Origin of the sequence: Pseudoduganella sp. UC29_106, from assembly GCF_044055365.1 — a bacterium.
Classification (GTDB): domain Bacteria; phylum Pseudomonadota; class Gammaproteobacteria; order Burkholderiales; family Burkholderiaceae_D; genus Rugamonas.
Window position 1 is genome coordinate 5,861,505 of record NZ_CP171977.1, and the last position, 21,967, is coordinate 5,883,471.

Here is a 21,967-nt window from a genome sequence, read left to right on the forward strand (position 1 = left end):
GATCATCACTCTTGAGGGATTTTTCTTAGTGCAACGCTAAAGCGCTGACCGAGTCTTGATGCCCTGCTGGGCCGGCAATCCAATCAGGCCATTGAGATAACTGCCAGTCAGCTGCGCAGTCAGCTTGGTGCAGCATTTGAAGCCACTGCCGCAACGCCTGATTATCCAAAGTAAGTCTGAACGAACGCACGCCCTCATCACGAAATGTTAATGCCACATGACGCTCATCGTGAGCCACATCGACAGAAGTTGGCAAAATAGCCTCACATTCTGGTCCAGCCTGTACTGGCGTTGGGGCTTCCATAGAGTCGCGCGCGGCCTGCTGAGCAAACTCTTGTAGGATCTGCCGATGCTCAGGTGAAACCGATGCGGACAACTCGTCAAACCTGCGTAATACCACTGGCAACAACAAAGACAACATGCGCCTGGTTAGCCAGATGACCACTTGCTTACCGCCATTCGTCATGCCAGCCATGCGCATACGATCTTCCGGTGGACAAAATTCCGTAGTCACCCGTTCCAATACCTGCGTCATTTATCGCGCTTTCTGCATCAATCAGCCAAAGTCCAGATCGCCATCTTCGGCAATGCCTTGTGTTATTCCGCCTTCGCCTTCGGCTTGCGCGGGGCGCGCGGCTTTTTGGGCTTCTCGGCCGCAGCACCGACATTCTTGCCCTTTATTGCATCAATCAGCGCATTTACGTATGTATTCCTAGCGGTCTGCACGATTGCGATCTGTTGCTGCAAGCGAGCCAGCTCAGCATCGACGACTTGGATATTAACCGCCTGCATTTTTGCGGTCTCATTCAGGTTTTCGGATGCATAGTTCGTTCCGTTAATCGTGATGTATTGAGGTAAAGTCATTTTTTTCCTTGTAAATTTGTTCGCATCGCCGCGCTGCTTCAGCGGCGAGGAAGCCGATCTGGGCGGCGTGATTGTATGTCCAGCGACCGCAAGGCGCAAATCCTAAGCCGAAAAGCCCTTACGATCGAAGCGACAGCATGCTTTATTGCCGTGCTGCAGCCGCCCCCAGCACTGTGCGCTCTGCCGAGGCGCCATCAAATTGCCCGCGAATTAAATTCTGCACAGGTAGCTCGAAAAGGCGGTAGATGAAATAAGCCGACAGCATGGTTAGGCCCATGAACAACAGGAACAACTTCGTGCTGTGGTAGGGGATTGGCTTGCCCACAGCCGCAAAATACCAAGCAAGGGCGAGCTGGATCGGGAAGTGGATCAAGTAGCTGGAATAAGTCATATTCCCTGCGGCTTCCATCATCGACTGCAATCGCGCCGGAACCGACAGCTTGCGTGCACAAAGGAGCAGCATTGGCGGAAGCCAGAGTAATAGGAACAGGTGAACCACTGGTTCCGTGTTCGGCACGCGGCCATACACGGCCAACGGCGTCAGAACAAGAAACGCCAAGAGCAAAGAGTTCAGCTTCGCTTGGTGCTCAGAGTTCCTCCAATTGCCAAACGCAATGGCGCTGAGTCCACCCGCATAAAAGAACGCGATGCAGTCAACAATTTGTGACGGCACATGCGCCCATTTGGCGACAGCATAGGCAACCAATACCGCCAAATTGACCAGCACAGAGCGCCCGACATGGCGTAGCAGAAGGAAGAATACGACATAAGCAGCAACTTCCACGGAAATCGACCAGATAGGACCGTTGAAGCTGTAGCCCGCCTGGAAGCCCCAGTGGCTGGCTAATAAGAATTGAAGAAGGAAATGCTTCAGGTCGTTGGCCTGATAGACAAAATAATAGCCTTGCTGGTTGTAATATCCAATTTGCAATGCCGCGACTAACAGGAGAGTTATAACATGCAATGGATAAAGTCGCGAAAAACGCAATAAGAAGAACCGGCTGGCGCCAATGCTACCGGCATCAATCGACTGGCGATATTTCCAGAAGAAGATAAAGCCACTCAGGCACCAAAACACCTGAACACCGTAGAACCCATAGTCATAGAACACGCTGAAGTGGCTATACAGCGGCTGGCTTTCCCTTACAAAGTCAACCGGATGGTCACCCACGAACCAGAAGTGCTGATAGTGCCAAAACAATACGGCCAAGGCCGAGATGAAACGGATGACTTCTAGGCCCACCAATTTGTTGGTGTCCCGGATCGACGATGAGGACGGCATTTGCGAAAATGACTTCGGTTTAATTCGGACAATTTTACTATAGGGTACGCAGACGATCCAAAGCAAAGGAGCGGCTGCCCTGAACACTTCCGTGCCTCAAAAAAAACCCGCCTCCGAGGAGGCGGGTTTTGCGCTTACTTTCAGCTATGCAGAACCGAAGCTCTGCGTTGTTTCAACATTAAGCGAAGATCAGCAGAGTGTTGCCGGTATCGCTGTACGAACCTACATTGCTCAGATCGACCAGACCGGTGATCTTCACGATGTTGTCGGTACCGTTCACGAAAGCGGTTACGGCGCCGCTCAGGTGCTCAACAACGTAGGTGTCGCCTTGGTACTGGAACCAGCCAGCGTCGTGGAATGCCGACTCCTTGATGAACTTGTTCACCAAATCCTGGAACACAGCGGTGGAACCGGTAGCAACGCCTGCAGCAACAAACTTCAGGTTACCAGCTTCCAACTTCAGAACGTCGCCCTTCGAGAAGTCGGTGATGGTTGCGTAGTCGTTGACGGTAGCAACAACGCTGCCTGCGCCGGAGATGTCGAAGATGTCGTTACCAGCACCACCGGTCAGGGTCACGCCGTTAGCATACACCGGAGTGCCAGCATTGCTTGCACCACCCAGCTTCAGGGTGTCGCTACCTGCGCCACCGATCAGCACGTCACCCGTGTGGTTCGCGGTGAGGATGTCGTTGCCAGCGCCGCCAGTGATGGTTGCAGCAGCGGTTGCGGTGGTCAGGCTGCCTGCGGTCAGCGACAGGGTCAGCGCGGAACCGTCGATCGAGGTCACAACGTTGGAGTTGTGGGTTACGATGCCACCTGCATCACCGGTCAGAACCAGCGACTTCAGAGCGGCGTCAGAGATGTTCAGGGTATGAACAGCAGTGATCGCCGAAGCAGTAGTATCGGTATCGTCCAGTTGAACCTTCAGGGTCTCGACGCCAGCTGCAGCGACAGTGCCCACGTTGATGCTGGCTGCGTTGGTGATCTTGACGTTCAGGCTATCAGCGGCGCCGGTAGCATCGGTCATGGTCACGGTAACACCAGCACCAGCACCGGTCAGCTCAAGGGTGCCATCGTTAGCCATGTGGGTCAGAGCCAGGCTACCTGCTGCCGCAGCAGCACCGTTAGCGGTTGGCGTTGCGTAGACAGCAGAAATAGTATCTACAGTACCACCACCGGCATTGGTAATCGTGATAGCACTTGGCGCCGCAAATGCAGTACCAGCCACCGCTGCCGTAACCGTGATCGTGTTGTTGGTTGCATTGTACGCAGCAACATACGCCGGATCAGCATCAATCAGTGCTGCGAGCGCGGCACCAATTCCATCTTCGGTCATGATGCCTGCGGCGGTCGTGAACACAGTGCCGCCAACAGTGATGGATGCGGTATCGCCAGCATCAGAAGTGCCGGTGGAGGTGATTACTGCGGTGCTAACTTGTGCCACTGCAGCAGTTGCTGGGCATTAGCCGAAATCACGTAGCTAATGTCGTCCAGATTTGCCAGATCAACAGCGTTGGTTGCGCCAGCAACAACCGCACCCAGGCTCAGCTTCTGGAAGTTGCTGATAGCAGCTTCGAAGTTTGCGTTCAGAGACAGGGTTGCAGCGTCAGCAGCCGCCAGAACCAGGGTGTTGGTGCCTGCGCCGCCGTCGATCTTGCCGTCAACGGTAGGAACATTGGTACCAGTGAAGGTCAGGGAGTCGTCGCCAGCGCCCAGGTTGACTGCCTTGGTGATAGCAGCCGAAGCAACCAGGGTCACATTATCTACGCCAGCGCCGCCGGTGTAGGTAGCCTTGGTGCCGTCGATGGACACAGTCACGGTGCCAGTGGTGCCAGTGGTGTCAACCGACTTCAGGGAACCCGAAGCGGTAGCACCCATGTTCAGGCCAGCGGTGCCGTTCACTTTCACGGATTCCAGATTGCCGAAGGTGGTAGCTACACCGGTAGCGCCGGAGATGTTGGCGGTTGCAGAGCCATCAACAACCAGAGCCTTTGCACCAGTTGCAGTCACGCCGAAGGTCGAAGCGCCAGCAACGTGCATGTTGATGGTTTCGTAGGTCGGAGTGGTCACGGATGCGCCGGTAGCCAGACCGTTGACGGTCAGGTCCAGAGTCTTCTGAACGGTGTTGGTCACAGCCAGGGTACCCGCGCTGTTGGCGATGTTCAGGGTGGTCAGCGCGTCGGAAGCGATGGTCGAGCCCGTAGCATAGCCATTCAGGTTCACGGTAGCGATCTTGTCGACAGTACCGGAGTCGATGATGGTCACTTGACCGTTAGCGATGCCAGCGACGCCGGTCACAGCATCAACGTTGGTCAAGCCAGCAACGGTTGCGCCGGCGGTCGGCTGCACCAGGGTAGCAGAACCAGTACCTTGTGCGGTGGTCGGAGCCAGTGCCGAAGCGGCTGCGGTAGCAGCGGTCTTAGCAGTGAAGGTCACGGTTGCACCGTTCGCAGCTGCGGAAGTCCAGTCGGCAGCGAAGGCGCCGGTGTAGGAACCGTTAGCGACCTTGCCCTCGCCTTGTGCGGCGCTAGCAGCCAGATTTGCGAAGGCGGTAGCTACTTCAGCAGCGGTCAGGTCTTTAGCGGCGGTGAAAGTCAGGCCAGCAACAGTCATGGTCTGGCCTTGCAGCAGCACGCCGAAGGTGTAGGTTGCAGCCTGCTTTACGCCTGCAACAGCGGCAACGCCATCCTTGGCGGTAACAGCCTTGGATTGGTTGACGGTCACGGTGGTAGCAGTGCCAGCACCATCGATGGAAACTGCGCCCTGGGTGCGGGTCGACACGGTGGTGGTGTCGGTAGCAGCATTAGCAGTAGAAGCGTAAGCAACTTGGTCCACTTCGATGGAAGTACCGCCCTTCACGGTGATACCGCCCATGGCTGCGGAAGCAGCAGAAGCGCTGTAGTTACCGCCGGTCACGGACACTTTTACAGCGCCAGTTGCCTGCTGGGTGCCTTGGCCGATGTTAATGGTGTTACCCGTGGTGGCACCGGTGGTGGTCACATTAACGTTTGCGCCGCCGGTGACAATCACGTCATGGCCAGCAACTTGAGCAACGGAGATGGTTACATCGCCAGCGGTGTCGTCACCAGCGGCACCAACAGTTCCGGAGGTCACATCGGCACCAGTAACGGAGATATTCTGGGACTTACCGCCATTGATGTCCACGACGCCAGTGGTCCCGGACACGTTCACAGCTGCGGTGCTGGAAGCGGTCAGGGTAACAGCCTTGCCTTGGGTCACATTCACAGTGGAGACAGACCAGTCAGACACGTCTGCAGTGATGTCAACAGCAGCACGGATGTTTGCGGTTTCAACGTTGGTTACGGTAACACCTGGCAGTTCGGTCAACGGATCGCCAGCGGTCGTACCACCATTCAGGATGTTCAGGTTCAGGGTGTCGTTGCCAGCCTTACCATCGATGGTATCCAGCGAGGTGAAGGTGTTGCCGGTTGCGCTGGTCAGGTCGATAACACCGTTGATGATGTCATTGCCGTTGCCGCCGTTGATGGTGTCAACACCAGCAGTCAGCGTGAGGTTTTGGGTTGGGATAGAGCTGGTAACAACTGCGTCAACGGCAGTAACCACATCAGCGTGGTAAGCGGTCACGTCGGTGTCAGCAGTTACTCCCTTCAGCAAACCAGAAGCGGTTGCCACAGCAGCAGCCGTAGAGTAAGCAGCTTGTTTGGTTGGGGTATCCAGGGAATCGGTGAAGTCGGTAGCCACAGCGCGCTTGTTCAGCACGGTCTGTGCGTCCAGCAGGCCTTGTGGGGTGGTGTTCGACAGAGCACCTTCGGTGATTGCCATTGCAGCGTCAGCGCGACGCAGGTGGCCGGAGGCCAGGGCGTCGAACCAGAAATCGAAGCCTGGGCCAGCTTCTGGCTCACGGCCCAGAACGTTCTGGAATACGGAGATCAGGAACTTGGTGATACCCAGAGCGGAGTTGTCGGTGCCGTACAGGGCTTTTGCTTCGTCGGAAGCGTTGAAGCTGTTGACCAGCTTGGACAGCGCGCCGGTGCCGGCTTTGTCAGCCTGCACTGCAGCGTTCAGCGCCACGAAATCGGTAGGAGCTTTCAGTGCATCCAGTTGTTCGGTGAAGTTCTTCAGGCCGAAGGTGTCGGCCGGACGGCCGAAGTACGAAATGTACAGTTGCTGTACTACTGCGACGTAGTCTTGTGCTGCCATGATGTATTCCTTATGTAATGATGGTGGTTTAAACCAAGTATTCTGCAATCCATGAGCAAACAGCGCTGTCTGCAAATGGACGCTTTTTTTGCAGAAGTGCGAGTATATTGCCATACCCCTAGGCAAATGTTGTGACGGGCGTCACAAACCAACACTTTTTGTGGTAAAAACCGCTGTTTTTTACAGAATGTTTCATGCGAATGCGGCTAACTGCCAATTATTTAAGCAAATCGCTGTGTGATTTGGTGAGAATCGTGCCGCTCGAGTGTTGTACTGCATGCGAAAAAAAAACGGGCGCAAACTCGTCAGTCTGCGCCCCTTATTATTAATTCGAATTAATTTAGATTATTTTTTCCAGGTCGTCGCACCAGTAATCGTAGTGCTTGGGTACGACATGTTTTTGAAGATGTAAGCCGCCTCTTCCGCGCTTGTTCCGCTGAGATAGCCACGGATAGCGGAGGAAGAACTGGAGCTGCTACTCATCAGGCCTTTGTTGTCCACGACGCCCTTGCCATTAACGTTGAAGTGATCGCTATCCGACGATACTACCAAGGCAGTATTAAAGGTGCGGTCAACGAAGTTAATGTCCAGTTTGCCTGAATCGACAGTCGCCAGTTTTTCCGCACCGCCATTCTTTTGAACATACGCCTCGCTATTTTGCAGAGTAAATGCCACCGTACCTTCAGTTGGCATTACCAGTTTTGAATCCTTGAGTCGGCCGATGGCATAGTTGCCGACAAAGCTCGTTTCGAGATCTTTTCCCTTCATCGAGTCCGGCATCACGGCAGCGTTAGCGACAGTCTGCCAACGGCCCCAGAAGATTTCCTGCGGTTTAGGTACAGCCGGCGTCGGATCGACACCAACTACCGGTGGCGGCGTGATAACGGGCGGCGGCGTTGGTGTGGTCTCTGGCGTCGTCGAAGGAGTAGTTGGATTCGACGGCGCGGCTGGACGAACGGCAGCCAGCGACAGCTCGGAGCGTTGCGGATCCAGGTTCACCTGCGTTGGAGCTACCGAACTGCCCTGGCTTACCTTGCCCACTGGCTCATCCGCCCGTGGCTTTTCCGTCTGATCCGGCGCCAGCGTCGGATTATTCAGCAGCTGCGGTGCAGTCTGGCCGCGCTGCACCTGCAGCAGCATGCCTGCCTGGCCGGCGAACAGTTCGCGGCTGGCGTTGCCTTCGCAGGGACCTGCGCCGTCTGCCGAGCAGGCGGCTGTGAATGGGCTCATCACCACGCCGCCGGACACCACCGAAACGCGGGAAGTCAGGTTATCTGTATAGACGATGAAGTCGGTACCGCGCACGCCGATGGCGGCCACGGGAGTATTAAAACGGAAATTCTGGCGGGCCTGCTTCACGCCCTCGCCGGAGATCGCACGGGCCACGCCCTTCTCCAGTTCCAGCTTGACGCGGGTGTTCGCGGGATTCTTCTTGTCGATCTGATACGCGGTCACGCGCGCCTTACTGTTGGGGCGAAGTATCAGAAAGCCGTTATCGACGGTTTTAACGTAGACATAGCCGTCAGCACCGGTGACAATCTCGTCTCCTTCGTTGACCGTCGCATCGAGCACGGCTGCGCGGTTGGCCAGCTGAGCCTGGCCGGTCACAAAGACCACGCGGCCAGCATCGCCGGCCCATGCGAGGGACGTCGAAATAAGCAGGCCAGTGCCGATGATATAGTTGCGTAGCATAAATTTCTCCTTATGCCGTATTGTCCGTCCTGACGGTTAAAAGTCTGTGACTTGCGTCACATCTTACAATTGTTACAGACGCTTACACCCTCTGTCGACATTTAACGCAACACCCGAACGACCCGTTATACTAGCAAATTATTCACTTTTGAATCCTTGCCGCAACACTGCTCCGGCGCGCCGGCTTAAATCTCAATGACGAAACCGGTTCCTCTCAGCGCCCCCTTTTCCCTCGCTTCACTCTTGCGAAGTCTGATCGCCACCGCTGCCGTGGCGCTATGCGTATTGCCGCAGTGGCAAGGCTCGCCTGCGTGGATGCATGTGGGGGATGAGTGGCTGCGTGACCAGTTCGTCAGGTTGCAGGCAAACAACAACTTCGAAGATAGGATCCTCGTCGTCGATATCGACGAAGCAAGCTTGGCAGATCAGCCATGGCCGTGGTCGCGCGACCGCATCGCTGAAATGATCGAGCGCTTACTGGCAAACGGGGCCAAGGGCGTAGCGCTGGACATCCTGCAGGAGAAGCCTGCGGACGCGGGCGGCGATGCCCGCATGGCCATGCTCGCCATGCACGGCCCCGTAGTGCTGGCGCAAATGTTCGACTATGCAGCGCGCACGCCCGCGCTGGCGACCGGCAAGCTGGGCGGCGGCACGCCAACCGCAACCCCGGACGGCGCCGTGCCCGCCACGGGCTACATCGCCAATCACCCCGGCCTGGCGCAATCGCGCTATTTTGGCAATATCGGCATCGTGCCGGACCCGGACGGCGTGCTGCGCCGCGTGCCGATGTCCACTTTTTACAACGGGCAACTTTACCCCACCCTGTCGCGCGCTTTGCTGGATTGCTGCAGCGGCCAACCGCCCCAGCCGCTCACAGGCGGCCATGTTCGCGTACCCTATTCGCGCACTTGGGAATCTTATGACGTTGCCAGCGCACGCGAGGTACTCTCGGGCGCGGTCGGCCAGAAGGATGTGAACGGCCGACTGGTTCTGATCGGCTCTTCCTCGCTGAGCATCGGCGACCGCATCGCCACGCCGTTGGGCGAATCCACGGCGGGCTTGCTGGTGCACGCGGCCATGCTCAGTTCGCAACTGGACGCACAGGCCGGCACGGCGCCGCACCTGTGGCCGGGCCGCGTGATGGCCATTTTGTTCACCCTGAGCGTAGTGCTGCTGGCGAGCTATACGCTGCCGCGGTTCTCGGCGGCCTTGAATACTGCCCTGCTGGCGGGCACGTCGCTGGCCTGGATCACGCTGGCTTATGCGATTGCGCCGCACGATCCGCTGCTGGCGCCGGCGGCGCCGCTGCTGTCGAACCTATTCCTGCTGGCGGTGGCTGTGCCGTTCCACTGGCAGCAGGCGCAGGTGCGCTCGCGGCAACTGCTGGGCACGCTGCGCCAGTACGTTGCGAAGGCGGTGGTGGACGAGCTGCTGCGCAGCGATATGAAAGATCCGCTGGCGCCACGCCTGCTGCAGGTGACCACGCTGATTGCGGATATGGAGGGCTATACCTCGCAGGTGGAATCGCTGTCGCTGGAAGAAGCTGCGCGCCTGACCACCGATTTCCTCGACTGCCTCACCCGCCCCGTGCTGGATAAGCAGGGCACGCTGGACAAGTACACGGGCGACGGCCTGGTGGCCTTCTGGGGCGCCCCGTTGCCCAACGAAGAACACGCCGACCTTGCGCTGGACGCGGCCTATCAAATCCTGAGGGAAGTCTCGCAGTTCAGCGAACGCCGTGCCGAGAAGGGCTTGCCTCCGCTGCGCGTGCGCATCGGCATCGAGAGCGGCGCGGCGATGGCGGGCGACTATGGCACCAGCTTCCGCAGCATCTATACCGCCGTTGGCGACAGCGTGAATACCGCTTCCCGCCTGGAGCAGGCGGCGCGCGATTATTCACATGACGTAATCGTCGGCGAAGGCACGGTGGCGAATTCGCGCCGGCATCGGTTTATTCCTTTGGGCGAGCGCCAGTTACGCGGCAAGGAGAAGCCGATTCGCGTTTATACGCTGGAGTTGCAGGCATGACCGTTGTGCGCCGATTGCCTTCGCTTTTAGTGGCCTTGCTCGCGGTGGCGGTGATGCCTGCTGCCCTTGCTCACGGCGCGTCTGACGCCAGCATCGCTGCTGCGCCGGCGCAAACCGCTGCCCAGCAAGATGTAATGACACTGACTGTGACGAAGCCGGACACGCAGGGGGCGGACGCTGGCGTCGGTGTGCATAAGCGTGGCGGCAAAAAACGTATGCGGGCAAAGACGCCGGACGGCCTGTTGGCCGCCGCTTCGGCGCCCGGAACCGCTGGCGCGCCGGCCGAGGCTGGCGCGGCGCGGGCGGTGGTCGCGGCTGAAGCTGCCGCGGTGCCGGCGGCGGTCGCAGCGGAGGCGCCAACTGCGGCGCCAGGGACGGATGCTGGGACCGGGGCGGACGCAGGGACAGGGGCAGCCGAAGGGCCAGCGACGCACTACGAGCCGGTGAAGCAGGAAGAGCTGTACCGCGCCGCCCTGCGCGCCGTGGCCGAGGGCCGCCTGCAGGACGCGGCCGAGCTGCTGGAGCGCTTCATCGCGCAGGAGCCGCGTCACGCCGGCGCTTTCCTGGAGTTGGCGATCACCCAATGCGAACTGGGCAACGCCGCCGAAGCGGAAAAGCTGTTCAAAACAGTGGAAGAGCGTTTCGACCCGCCGCCGGGCATCAGGGAAGTGATCGCCTCGCACCGCGCGGCGGGATGCGACCGTCCAACGGTCCGTCCGGCCTCCTGGCTGCTCAGCGCCGGCCGTGGACGCGATTCGAACGTGAACCAGGGCGCCAGCGATTCAACCTTCACCATCGGCACGGGCAGTAACCAGACCGATCTGGAACTGTCGCCCGAATTCCTGCCGAAGGCGGACAATTACAACGTGCTCACCGGCTCCTATGTGCGTCCGATGAACACTTACGGCACGCTGGGCATCATCCAGGGCTACGTGCGCCGTAACGACAATATCCACGAGCAGGACACGGCCACCGTGCTGGTCGGCGTCGAGCACTCGCTGAACATCGGCCGCTGGCGCACGCGTGCGACAGCTGCCTTCGGCGCGGCGATGCTGGACAAGCAACTCTACCAGCGCCAGCAGCAACTTCAGCTGCGCGCCTCGCCGCCGATCGGTTTGCCGGCCGGCATGGACTTCGCTGTTGCAGGAAATATCAGTCATGTCGCATATCCGACACGCACCGCCTACGACGCCACAACGCTCGAACTGAGCAGCCTTTTCACCTATCGCGCCAAGCGTGATCAGGTGCAATTTACCGTGAGCAAGTTGCGTGATCACGGCGTCGATGCGCGACCGGGGGGCGATCGCAGTGGCTGGTTCGGAAGTCTGCAATGGTATACTCTGCTCGGTTCCGGCTGGTATGCAGAAGCCGGACTGACGCACCAGCATTGGCAAAGCGATAGCATTTACTCGCCGGGCCTGATCGAGGTGGCGCGCCGCCAGAACCTCTCCAGCGGACGCGCCGCAGTGCAGTGGTATTTCCGTCCGAACGTGAGTTTGCACCTGGAAGGGCGCGTGGTCCGCAACCGCGAGAACATTTCGCTGTTCCAATACAGCAGCCACGCCCTCCAGCTCAGCGTACGCTGGGACAACTTCTGATCGGCCGTTCTGCATCAAACTCGGATTTTGGCTTTATGGCTTGGGAACTGCTTGTCTTTTTGTTAGCGCTGGGCGCTGTCTCGGTTGGATGCCTGCTGCCAGCGGCCTGGTTGCCGCCGCTGCCGAACGATAAACTGCTGCACTTCCTGGCCTTCGGCGGACTGACGCTGCTGGCCTGGCGCGTGGCGTCCGGCTGGGGCGAATTGCTGTACTGGCTGGCGGGACTGGTGATTGGCGGCTGGCTCATCGAGCTCTTGCAAAAGCTGGTGCCCGGCCGCAATTTCAGCTGGCGTGACCTGGGGGCCAATGTTGCCGGAATTGCAGTGGCGGCAGTAGTCATCCTGCTTATACAAGCTATTTGAACAATGACGACGAGCAAGAAAAAACTTCAGGAAGCATCGGAGAAGGACTTGATCCCGCCGGCGGAGGCAGCCCAGGTTGCCGCCGTGGCGGAGGTCGCGGCTGCGCCGGAGCCGCAGCAGGTCAACCTGCAAATCCACCTGCGCAAGATTCCCCTCCTCTCGCAACTGAGCGACGAGGAAATGCAGCGCGTGAAGACCGACCTGCGCATCCGCCAATATGCCAAGCGCGACATCGTCCTGCAAAAAGGCGCGCCGGGCGATTCCCTGCTGTTCCTGCTGACCGGCTCGCTGCAGGTGATCGACATTACCGAGGACGGACGCGCGATCGGCCTGCGCATGCTGCAGCCGGGCGACTTCTTCGGCGAGATCGCCGTGATCAATGGCTCGCTGCGCTCGGCATCCGTGGTTGCGCTGACGCCGGTGCTGGTGGCGCTGCTGCCGCGCGCGACGGCGCTGCACCTGTTCGCGCATTCGCCGTCCGTGGCTAATCAGATGCTGAAGTTTTTGGCTGAGAAGGTGCAGCGGGATTCGGAGTTCCGGGCGCTGCTGTCGATTCATAATACTTCGCGCCGGATCTATACCTTCCTGGATCTGATGAAGAAGAAGGATGATGGCGGCGATGTGCATGTGGTCGAAAACCTGCCTACGCACCAGGATATTGCCAATATGATTAATACCAGCCGCGAAACCGTCACCCGTACGCTGCTCACGCTGGTGCAGCAGGGGATTATCCAGAAGGGGACGCATAAGTTGATTATCATTAAGCCGGATGCTCTTCAGAAGCTGGTCCAAGGCTGAAAACCCACCCCAACCCCTAGTGTCAGCCACGATGTGGCTGACACTCTAGTTAGCGCCAACTTAAGTGTCTGCCACATCGTGGCAGACACTAGCCTTTCCCGGTTTTCACAATTTCCGCCCCGCACCTGCAAACCTGTCCAGCTCCGACGCTGACCTGGCTCAACCCGACGCGCGGAACCCAGCCAGCGCCATCTCATCAAACTGGCATGGCTCATCGAACCTGCGATTACGACAATTCCTGGAAAAGCGCTTTGATGTGCTACTTCCAGGATTTCATGTCGCTCTACTTTCCATCGGCGAGCAATGCGATTGACTGGTCACGCGAGCCCTCTTTCCTGGACCAGGAGTTAGCCGAGGCGTGTCCCGCGTCCGTGGTGGGGAATCGCCGCGTTGATAAGCTAGTCCAGGTCACGGGAATATGCGGCAGAACGCATCTGATCTATGTGCATATCGAAGTCCAGCGCACTCGCGAACGAGATTTTTGTGAGCGGATATTCACCTACCATTTCCGCCTCTATGACCGCTTCCGCTGCCCGATCGCCAGCATGGCCGTCCTTGCCGACAGGCACTTCAGCTGGCGGCCGGACTGCTTCCGCTATGAGTCGCTAGGCTGCTGCGCAAGCCTTCAGTTCCCAATTGCCAAGGTCATCGACTTCGCGCCTCACATCCAGACACTCCTGGCCAGCGACAATCCGTTTGCCCTGTTTACCGCCGCAAATCTGTTAACTATGCAAACCTGCAAGGCTCCTGAACAGCGCCTTGCCAGCAAAATTAAGCTCGTTGCCCTGATGTATGAACGCAAGTGGTCCGAACAGAGGATTCTGGAAATGCTGGACGTCTTGAATTGGTTAATGCGGCTGCCGCGGGAACTTCAAGCCCGTTTCATCGTCCAAATCGAACAACTGGAAGGGAGCAATGCCATGTCCATGTCATTCGTCGAATCACTAAAGCGCAATGCCCAGAAACAGGGCTACCGCGAAGGCCGAGAAGAAGGCTTTCAGGCAGGCCGCCGGCAAGCCATGACGCAAATGCTGAAGGCTCGATTCGGCCGGATACCAAACGCCGTACAGCAGCGGCTTAATGAAGCTAGCATTGCTGAACTGGACCAGATAAGCGCAGCCGTTCTAAAGGCAAATTCACTGGCTGAGATATTTGGTCAATAATGATAAATAACTCACAACCTGCCTTACCATTGGACACAATTTCGAGACCTTTGGAGAAGGTCTAAATAGTTGCAGATGCTATAATTTCGCCTTTTGTCAGCACGCGAAACTATGAGCAAGCCGCCTACGTCCTCCGCCAGGGAGACCGCATGATCTCCCGCAATATGCTGGGTGGGATCTGGCGTTACCGGGGCTTTATCAGTGGCAGTGTGAAACGCGAGTTCCAGGCCAAATACCGCAACTCGCTGCTGGGCGCCGCCTGGACCATCCTGAACCCGCTGGCCATGATCGTGGTGTACACGGTCGTCTTCAGCCAGGTGATGCACAACCGCCTGCAGGGCATGGACTCAACCTTCGCCTACAGCATCTACCTGTGCGCCGGCGTGCTCACCTGGGGCCTGTTCGCCGAGATCACCTCGCGCAGCCAGTCCGTCTTCCTCGAAAACGCCAACCTGCTGAAGAAGCTGCAGTTCCCGCGCATCTGCCTGCCCATCATCGTGGTGCTCAACGCGCTGGTCAACTTCGCCATCATCTTCGGCCTGTTCACCGTCTTCCTGATCGTTTCCGGCACCTTCCCTGGCGTGAGCTTCCTCGCGCTGTTCCCCGTGCTGGCGATCCAGATCCTGTTCGCCATCGGCCTGGGCATGATCCTCGGCGTGCTGAACGTCTTCTTCCGCGACGTGGGACAGTTCTTCTCCATCCTGCTGCAATTCTGGTTCTGGTTCACGCCCATCGTCTACCCCGTCACCACGCTGCCGGACACCGTGCGCGAACTGCTGGTGTGGAACCCGATGGCGTCCGTGGTCGCGGCCTACCAGAACATCCTGGTGCGCGCGCAGATGCCGCAGTGGGGCACACTGATTCCCGTTACCGTACTGGCGCTGTTCTTCTGCGCCGTGGGCCTGCAACTGTTCCGCAAGCGTGCGGGTGAAATGGTGGATGAACTGTAATGGGCAGCATTATCGTCAGAGGCCTGGGCAAGGCATACAAGCAGTATCACAATCAGTGGGGCCGGCTCGCCGAGTGGGTCCTGCCCGGCAAGCATCCGCGCCACAACCTGAAGTGGGTCCTGCAGGACATCAATTTCCAGCTGGCGCCCGGCGAAGCCGTCGGCATCATCGGCATCAACGGCGCGGGCAAGAGCACGCTGCTGAAAATGATCACCGGCACCGCGCAGCCGACCACCGGCAGCGTGACCATCACAGGCCGCGTGGCCGCCCTGCTGGAACTGGGCATGGGCTTCCACCCCGATTTCACGGGACGCCAGAACGCCTACATGGCCGGCCAGCTGATTGGCCTGAACGTGGACGAGATCACCAGGCTGATGCCGCAGATCGAATCCTTCGCCGAAATCGGCGACTACATCGACCAGCCGGTGCGAGTGTATTCGTCCGGCATGCAGATGCGCCTCGCCTTCAGCGTGGCGACCGTGGTGCGGCCGGACGTGCTGATCGTGGACGAAGCGCTGTCGGTCGGCGACGCCTACTTCCAGCACAAGAGCTTTCAGCGCATCCGCGAATACCGCCAGCAAGGCACCACGCTGCTGATCGTGAGCCACGACCGCGCGGCCATGCAATCGATCTGCGACCGCGCCATCCTGCTCGATCGCGGACGCTTGGCCAAGCAAGGCACGCCGGAAGAAGTGATGGACTACTACAACGCCCTGATCGCTGAACGCGAAGGCTCCACCGTGCAGCAGACCGTGACGGAAGAAGGCCGCGTGCAGACCAGCTCCGGCACCGGCGAGGCCACCGTCACCGAGATCGCGATTGAGAACGAGGCCGGCGAACCGCAGGAAGTTCTGAACGTGGGCGTGCCCGTCACCCTGCGCGTCAAAGTGCGCATGAACAAGGCCGTGCCGCGCCTCGTGCTCGGCTACATGATCAAGGACCGCCTGGGCCAGCAGATCTACGGCACCAACACCCATCACATGGACCAGCCGCTGAACGACCTGCGCGCCGGCGAAGAACTCGAATACCGTTTCCGCTTCCCGCTGAACCTGGGCGCCGGCAGCTATTCGATCACGACCGCGCTCACCAGCAGCGAAACCCATCTGGCCGATAATTACGAATGGCGCGACCTGGCCGCGCTGTTCATCGTCATGAACATGAACCGGCGCGAGTTCGTTGGCAGCAGCTGGCTGGAACCGCAAGTGGAGATTGCAAGATGAATCAACCCTTCTATCGCGCTTTCGAGGACCGCTACCGCGGCTCGCGCGACACCATCAAGCAGCGCCTGCGCGCCTATGCGCCTTTCCTGGCCGCCCTGCGCGGCGATGCCGCTGCACCGCGCGCACTGGACCTGGGCTGCGGCCGCGGCGAATGGCTTGAGCTGCTGGGCGAGGAAGGCTTCGCGGCGCGCGGCATCGACCTCGATGAAGGCATGCTGGCCGCCTGCCACGAACGCGGCCTGGACGTTGAACTGAAGGATGCGCTGGCCGCCCTGCGCGAAGCGCCGACCGCGAGCCTGTCGCTGGTCTCTTCCTTCCACCTGGTCGAGCACCTGCCCTTCGACCTGGTGCGCGAACTGATCGCCGAAGCCCTGCGCGCCCTGCAGCCGGGCGGCCTGCTGATCATGGAAACGCCCAATCCGGAAAACCTGACCGTGGGCGCGACCAGTTTCTACATGGACCCGACCCACCTGCACCCGCTGCCGCCAAGCCTGCTGTCCTTCGCGGCCGAGCATGCGGGCTTCGAGCGCGTGAAGGTGGTGCGCCTGCAAGAAGACCCGCGTCTGCACACGGATGCGCAGCTTGGCCTGATCAATGTGCTGGAAGGCGTGAGCCCGGACTATGCCGTCGTCGCGCAAAAGGCCTCCGAGCCGGCAGCGCTGGCCGCCTCCTCTGCCGCCTTTGACCGCGACTTCGGCATCGGCCTCGGCACGCTGGCCCAGCGCTATGAAGAACAGGGTGCCGCGCGCCATGCGGAGATCCACCACGTGCTGGGCCGCCTGTCCAATGAAAGCGGCCAGGCCGGCAAGGCCCTCGGCGAGCTGCGCCAGCGCCTGGATGCGCACGACCACCGCTCCGGCGTGATCGAGCAGCGCGCCAATGAACAGGAACAGCGCGCCCACGCCCTGGAGCAGCGCATCGCGGCCGCCGAACAGCGTGCCGACGTCTACGCGCAGCAAGTGATCGCGCTGATGAGCAGCAGCTCCTGGCGCATCACCGCGCCCTGGCGCTATGTGGGCGGTGTTGTGCACCGCCTGAACGCCGCGCGCCGCGAGCGCCGCATCCTGCGCGCCGTGAAGAACCGCGCACGCCGCACGCTGCACCGCACCGGCGGCTACGTGCTGGGCAACCGCCGCCTGAAGGCCATCGCGCTGTACGTGCTGCGCTTCATGCCGGGCCTGCGCACCCGCCTGTTCAATCTCATGCTGTCCCATGACGCCGCGCCGGCGCAGCCGCTGCTGGTCGAAGGCGGCTCCGGCCTGTCACCGCGCGCCTCCCGTGTGCTGCGCGAACTGCAAGCGTTACAAGCAAGGAAACAAGATGCGCATCGTCATTGATCTGCAAGGAACCCAATCGGAAAGCCGCTTCCGCGGCATCGGCCGCTATTCGCTGGCACTGGCGCTGGGCGTGGCCCGCAACGCCGGCGAGCATGAAATCTGGCTGGTGATGAACGGCGGCCTGCCTGCCGCCATTGAGGACTTGCGCGCCCAGTTTGCCGGCCTGGTGCCGCCGGAGCGCATGCGCGTGTTCGACATCCCGCAGCCTTGCGCCGAACGCAGTGAATCCAACAGCCCGCGCGCGCGCGCCGGCGAGCTGCTGCGCGAGCACTTCATCGAACAGTTGCAGCCGGACGCAGTGCTGGTCACCAGCCTGTTCGAAGGCTATGTGGACGATTCCGTGGTGTCTGTGGGCACGCTGGCCGGCGCCGACCACACCGCCGTGGTGCTGTACGACCTGATCCCCTTCCTGAATCCGGCGGCCTACCTCGGCCACCCTACCCCAGCGCAGCTACTACGAGCGCAAGATCGCTTCGCTGCGCCGCGCCGGCCTGCTGCTGGCCATTTCCGACTACTCGCGCCAGGAAGCCATCGACGCCCTGGGCCTGGAACCGGACAACGTAGTGGCAATTTCCACCGCCGTGGACGACACCTTCCAGCCGGGCGAGCCGGATGCCGCGCAACTGGCCGCGCTGCGCCAGCGCTTCGGCATCGAACGCGAACTGGTGATGTACGCGCCGGGCGGCTTCGACCACCGCAAGAATATCGATGGCCTGATCACCGCCTTCAGCATGCTGCCTGCGCCGCTGCGCGCACGCCACCAGCTGCTGGTGGCCAGCAAGATTTCGGACAGCGAACGCATCAAGCTGGAAGACCACGCGCGCTCCTGCGGCGTGAAAGCCAACGAAGTGATCTTCACCGGCTATGTCAGCGACGAGGACCTGGTCACGCTGTACCGCAGCGCCGCCCTCTTCGTGTTCCCGTCCAAGCACGAGGGCTTCGGCCTGCCGGCGCTGGAAGCCATGGCCTGCGGCGCCGTGGTGATCGGTTCGGATGCGACCAGCGTGCCGGAAGTGATTGGCACGCCGGACGCCCTGTTCGATCCGCTGCAGCCGGCCGCCATTGCGGCCAAGATTGAGCAGGTTCTGGAAAGCCCGGACCTGCAGCAGCGCCTGCGCGCGCATGGCCGCGTGCAGCGCGAAAAATTCAGCTGGGACCATTCCGCACGCAAGGCTATCGCCGCGCTGGAGGTGCACCATGCACGCTCCGTGGCGCAGCAGCAGGCCCAGGACGCAGCACTGCGCTCGGCCGGCGGCATCCCGGCCGGCACGCCGAAGCGCCGTGTGGCCTTCGTCTCGCCGATGCTGCCGGAGCGCACCGGCGTGGCCGACTACTCGACCCGCCTGCTGCCAACCCTGCTGCCATGGTTCGACATCGATATAGTGGTGGACCAACCGGAAGTGAGCCTGCCGCCGGAGCTGAAGCACCTGCCGGTGCGCGATATCGCCTGGCTGCGCGCCCATGCAGACGAAGTCGATCACATCGTCTACCAGATCGGCAACAGCCCATTCCACAGCTATATGGTGGACCTGCTGCGTGACCATCCGGGCGCGGTGGTGCTGCACGACTTTTACCTGAGCGGCATGCTCTCCTACGAGCAGATGACCGGCCGCTCGCCGGATGTATGGACGCGCGCCCTGCTGCATTCGCACGGCTACGCGGCCGTGCGCGACAGCGTGGGACAGGACGGCTACGATATCGGCCGCCGTCTCTATCCGTCCAACCTGGATGTGCTGCGCGACGCCTCGCACGTGATCGTGCATTCGGACTTCGCGCGTACGCTGGCCAAGCGCTGCTATGGCCCGGAAGCCGCGCGTGACTGGAGCTACGCCCAGCTGCCGCGCGCCGTGCCGGCCGAGCATGACCGCGCCGCAGCGCGCGCAGCCCTCGGCATCGGCAAGGCCGATTTCGTCGTCGCCAATTTCGGCTTCGTAGCGCCGACCAAGCGCTGCCTGGAACTGTTGAAAGCCTGGCTGGCCTCCTCGTTGCACGACGACCGCCAGTGCCACCTGGTATTTGTGGGCGAAAACCACGGCGGCGACTATGGCGCCGAACTGACGTCCATCATCAAGGCCGCGGGCAGTGGCCGCATCAAGATCACCGGCTGGACCTCGGACGAAGACTACCTGCGCTACCTGCAGGCGGCCGACGTGGGCGTGCAGTTGCGCACCGATTCGCGCGGCGAAACCTCGGGCACGGTGCTGGACTGCATGATCTACCGCCTGCCGACCGTGATCAACGCCAACGGCTCCATGGGCGAATTCCCGCACGATGCGGTGTGGATGCTGCCGGACAGCTTCAGCCAGGAGCAACTGGTGGAAGCGCTGGACACCCTGCGCCACAACACGGCGCGCCGCGAGGCGCTGGCCGCCGCGGGCTTTGCGCTGATGGGCACCCGCAATAGTCCTGAACGCTGCGGCTGGCTGTACAAGCAGGCGCTGGACCGCGACCTGGCTGCCCGTCCGGCGGGCCGTCGCGCGCTGCTGCAAGCACTGCTGGACGTGCCGGGTCTGCCGCAGGACGAGCCGACGCTGGAGAATCTGGCGCGCTGCGTTGCGCGCTCGCCGGATCCGCTGCAGCAGCGCCAATTGCTGGTGGACGTGACCAGATATAGCCCGTCACGACTTGAAGACCGGCATCGAGCGCGTGGTACGCCATCAGTTGCTGGAACTGCTGCAGCTGCCGCACACCAGCGGCTGGCGCGTGGAAGCGGTGTACTTCAGCGACGAAGGCGGCGTGCCGCACTACCGCTATGCGCGCCGCTACGTGACCGAACTGCTGGGAATCAGCAATGTGCTGCAGGGCGAAGATCCGCCGCTGGACCTGCAGGCGGGCGATGCCTTCTACAGCGCGGATCATGTGCCGAATAAGGTCATGTCGGCCGCCAAGGCGGGCGTGTACGCGGCATGGCGCGCGCGCGGCCTGTCGGTCAACTTCCTGGTGCATGACCTGCTGCCGGTGCTGCGTCCCGAATTCTTCCCATCCAATACGGACATCGTCCATGGCGCCTGGCTGCGCTGCATGGCCGCCGAAGCGGACAGCATGATCTGCATTTCGCAGGCGGTTGCCGATGAACTGGATGGCTGGCTGAGCGAGCATGAAGTCGTCCGCCGCCCCGGCCTTCGCCTCGAAGTCCTGCACCACGGCGCTGACATCAGCGGGCCGGTGCCGGATGCGGAGCAGGATACCGACCTGCTGAAGCAGATCGCATCCCGCCCCAGCTTCCTGATGGTCGGCACCATCGAACCGCGCAAAGGCCACCTGCAGACGCTGGACGCGTTCGAGAAGCTGTGGGCGGACGGCGTGGATGCGCAACTGGTCATCGTCGGCAACGAGGGCTGGAAGCCGCTGCCCGAGAACGAGCGACGCACCATTCCGCGCATCGTGCAGCGCCTGTCCAATCACGCCGAGCGCGGCAAGCGCCTGTTGTGGCTGACCGGCATCGACGACGCCACGCTGCAGCAGATTTACCTGGCCAGCGCCTGCCTGCTGTCGCCAAGCGAAGGCGAAGGCTTCGGCCTGCCGCTGATCGAAGCCGCCCGCTACGGCCTGCCGCTGCTGGTGCGCGACATCCCCGTGTTCCGCGAGGTCGCGGGCGAACGCGCCGCCTACTTCGGCGGCATGTCCGGCGACGATCTCGCGCGCGCGATCCGCGAGTGGCTCGCCGCCCGCGCCGAGGGCACGCATCCGCAGTCGGTCGGCATGCCATGGCGTACCTGGCAGCACAACGTGCTCGATCTGCTCACGCTCGTCCAGCCACCAGCCTCCCCAACGGCCCTGTCCCTCGCCGGCACCGCCGCTCCCGCGTCCGCCACCGCGTCCTCCACCGCGCAGGAGTCCACCGCCGTCCCAGCGCAGCCGCGCGCCTTTGATGCGGACGCCGCGGCGCACGCGTCGGCTGGCGCTGCGGGCTCGACGTCCGCTGGCCCAACGGCTGCAGCTTCGGCCGCCACCAGCCCGACATCTGCTAGCCCGATGTCTGCCGGCGCTGCAGGGACGACTGAGGCCGCAGCGTGAGGGATGACCGCCCGACAGCGTCCGCGCCAGCCACACAGCCAGCGCGGACGCCGGCAGCAGCGAGTCCGTCCCCACGAGCCGCGGGAAGCCGCGCGCGTGGCAAACGCCGCCGCGCCGGCCAGCTGGCCATGCTGGCGGCCATCTTCACGCTAAGCGCCGCCCCCGCAGCAATGACCTGGCTGAACGCCAATCCGGAGCTGCAAACCAAGCTGCAGCAGCAACTGAGCGCAATCCCCGGCTACGACGAAGCGGCAGAAGCCTACAAGCACGCCAACACCCCAGTCGAAGAACTGCGCAAGATGGCTGAACTGCCGACCGCCTGGGAAGGCAAATGGCACGCGGTAGACAAGAACTACGCCCGCTTCGAGCACTGGTTCGCCGACAACCTGGGCATGCGCAGCCTGATGATCCGCACCAAGAACGAGCTGGATTACCAGCTGTTCGGCTGATCCAGCCGCGTCTACTTTGGCGCCA

General features: G+C 61.2%; 17 protein-coding genes. 11 read left to right on the forward strand and 6 right to left on the reverse strand.

The genetic code is table 11. From position 1 onward, the window contains the following. Positions 1–25: 25 nt before the first annotated feature. From ACHMW6_RS29230 to ACHMW6_RS29255, 6 genes are all read right to left on the reverse strand, one after another. Entirely contained in the window at positions 26–535 is a 510-nt protein-coding gene (locus ACHMW6_RS29230) for a hypothetical protein (protein WP_395402256.1), read from the reverse strand. A gap of 62 nt (positions 536–597) precedes the next feature. After that, positions 598–963 (reverse strand): hypothetical protein, encoded by a 366-nt coding sequence (locus ACHMW6_RS29235; RefSeq protein ID WP_395402258.1) that lies wholly within the window; start codon positions 961–963, stop codon positions 598–600. 43 nt (positions 964–1,006) lie between these two features. Then, positions 1,007–2,233 (reverse strand): acyltransferase family protein, encoded by a 1,227-nt coding sequence (locus ACHMW6_RS29240; RefSeq protein WP_395402260.1) that lies wholly within the window; start codon positions 2,231–2,233, stop codon positions 1,007–1,009. Between the two features lie 91 nt (positions 2,234–2,324). Next, complete coding sequence (locus ACHMW6_RS29245; RefSeq protein WP_395402262.1) at positions 2,325–3,590, reverse strand: hypothetical protein; 1,266 nt, start codon at positions 3,588–3,590, stop codon at positions 2,325–2,327. Next, positions 3,566–6,403: a DUF4214 domain-containing protein gene (locus tag ACHMW6_RS29250; protein ID WP_395402264.1), complete on the reverse strand. Its 2,838-nt coding sequence runs from the start codon at positions 6,401–6,403 to the stop codon at positions 3,566–3,568. Before ACHMW6_RS29250 ends, ACHMW6_RS29245 begins: the two co-directional genes overlap by 25 nt. A gap of 270 nt (positions 6,404–6,673) precedes the next feature. Further along, entirely contained in the window at positions 6,674–8,020 is a 1,347-nt protein-coding gene (locus ACHMW6_RS29255) for a FecR domain-containing protein (protein ID WP_395402266.1), read from the reverse strand. 243 nt (positions 8,021–8,263) lie between these two features. Between ACHMW6_RS29255 and ACHMW6_RS29260 the strand changes: the two genes are divergently transcribed. From ACHMW6_RS29260 to ACHMW6_RS29310, 11 genes are all read left to right on the forward strand, one after another. Next, on the forward strand, positions 8,264–10,048 hold the full coding sequence (locus tag ACHMW6_RS29260; protein ID WP_395402268.1) for a CHASE2 domain-containing protein: 1,785 nt from the start codon (positions 8,264–8,266) through the stop codon (positions 10,046–10,048). Between the two features lie 134 nt (positions 10,049–10,182). Continuing rightward, a complete protein-coding gene (locus ACHMW6_RS29265) occupies positions 10,183–11,646 on the forward strand; it encodes a tetratricopeptide repeat protein (RefSeq protein WP_395402270.1) in 1,464 nt (487 codons plus the stop codon). Positions 11,647–11,681: 35 nt separating this feature from the next. Then, positions 11,682–12,008, forward strand: a complete 327-nt coding sequence (locus ACHMW6_RS29270; protein ID WP_395402272.1) for a VanZ family protein — start codon at positions 11,682–11,684, stop codon at positions 12,006–12,008. Between the two features lie 48 nt (positions 12,009–12,056). Next, positions 12,057–12,806 (forward strand): Crp/Fnr family transcriptional regulator, encoded by a 750-nt coding sequence (locus ACHMW6_RS29275; protein ID WP_395402274.1) that lies wholly within the window; start codon positions 12,057–12,059, stop codon positions 12,804–12,806. Positions 12,807–13,012: 206 nt separating this feature from the next. After that, positions 13,013–13,969 (forward strand): DUF4351 domain-containing protein, encoded by a 957-nt coding sequence (locus ACHMW6_RS29280; protein WP_395402276.1) that lies wholly within the window; start codon positions 13,013–13,015, stop codon positions 13,967–13,969. A gap of 149 nt (positions 13,970–14,118) precedes the next feature. Continuing rightward, positions 14,119–14,919, forward strand: coding sequence for an ABC transporter permease (locus ACHMW6_RS29285; protein ID WP_395402278.1), 801 nt, complete (start codon positions 14,119–14,121; stop codon positions 14,917–14,919). Further along, positions 14,919–16,139: an ABC transporter ATP-binding protein gene (locus ACHMW6_RS29290; protein ID WP_395402280.1), complete on the forward strand. Its 1,221-nt coding sequence runs from the start codon at positions 14,919–14,921 to the stop codon at positions 16,137–16,139. The genes ACHMW6_RS29285 and ACHMW6_RS29290 overlap by 1 nt, the downstream gene beginning before the upstream one ends. Further along, positions 16,136–17,476 carry a class I SAM-dependent methyltransferase gene (locus ACHMW6_RS29295; RefSeq protein WP_395402282.1) on the forward strand — a complete coding sequence of 447 codons (1,341 nt, stop codon included), beginning with the start codon at positions 16,136–16,138 and terminating at the stop codon, positions 17,474–17,476. The genes ACHMW6_RS29290 and ACHMW6_RS29295 overlap by 4 nt, the downstream gene beginning before the upstream one ends. A 563-nt stretch (positions 17,477–18,039) precedes the next feature. Continuing rightward, complete coding sequence (locus ACHMW6_RS29300; protein WP_395402284.1) at positions 18,040–20,346, forward strand: glycosyltransferase; 2,307 nt, start codon at positions 18,040–18,042, stop codon at positions 20,344–20,346. 151 nt (positions 20,347–20,497) lie between these two features. Next, positions 20,498–21,493 (forward strand): glycosyltransferase family 4 protein, encoded by a 996-nt coding sequence (locus ACHMW6_RS29305; RefSeq protein ID WP_395408742.1) that lies wholly within the window; start codon positions 20,498–20,500, stop codon positions 21,491–21,493. A 128-nt stretch (positions 21,494–21,621) separates the two neighbouring features. Beyond that, positions 21,622–21,942 (forward strand): hypothetical protein, encoded by a 321-nt coding sequence (locus tag ACHMW6_RS29310; RefSeq protein ID WP_395402286.1) that lies wholly within the window; start codon positions 21,622–21,624, stop codon positions 21,940–21,942. The last annotated feature ends 25 nt before the right edge of the window (positions 21,943–21,967 follow it).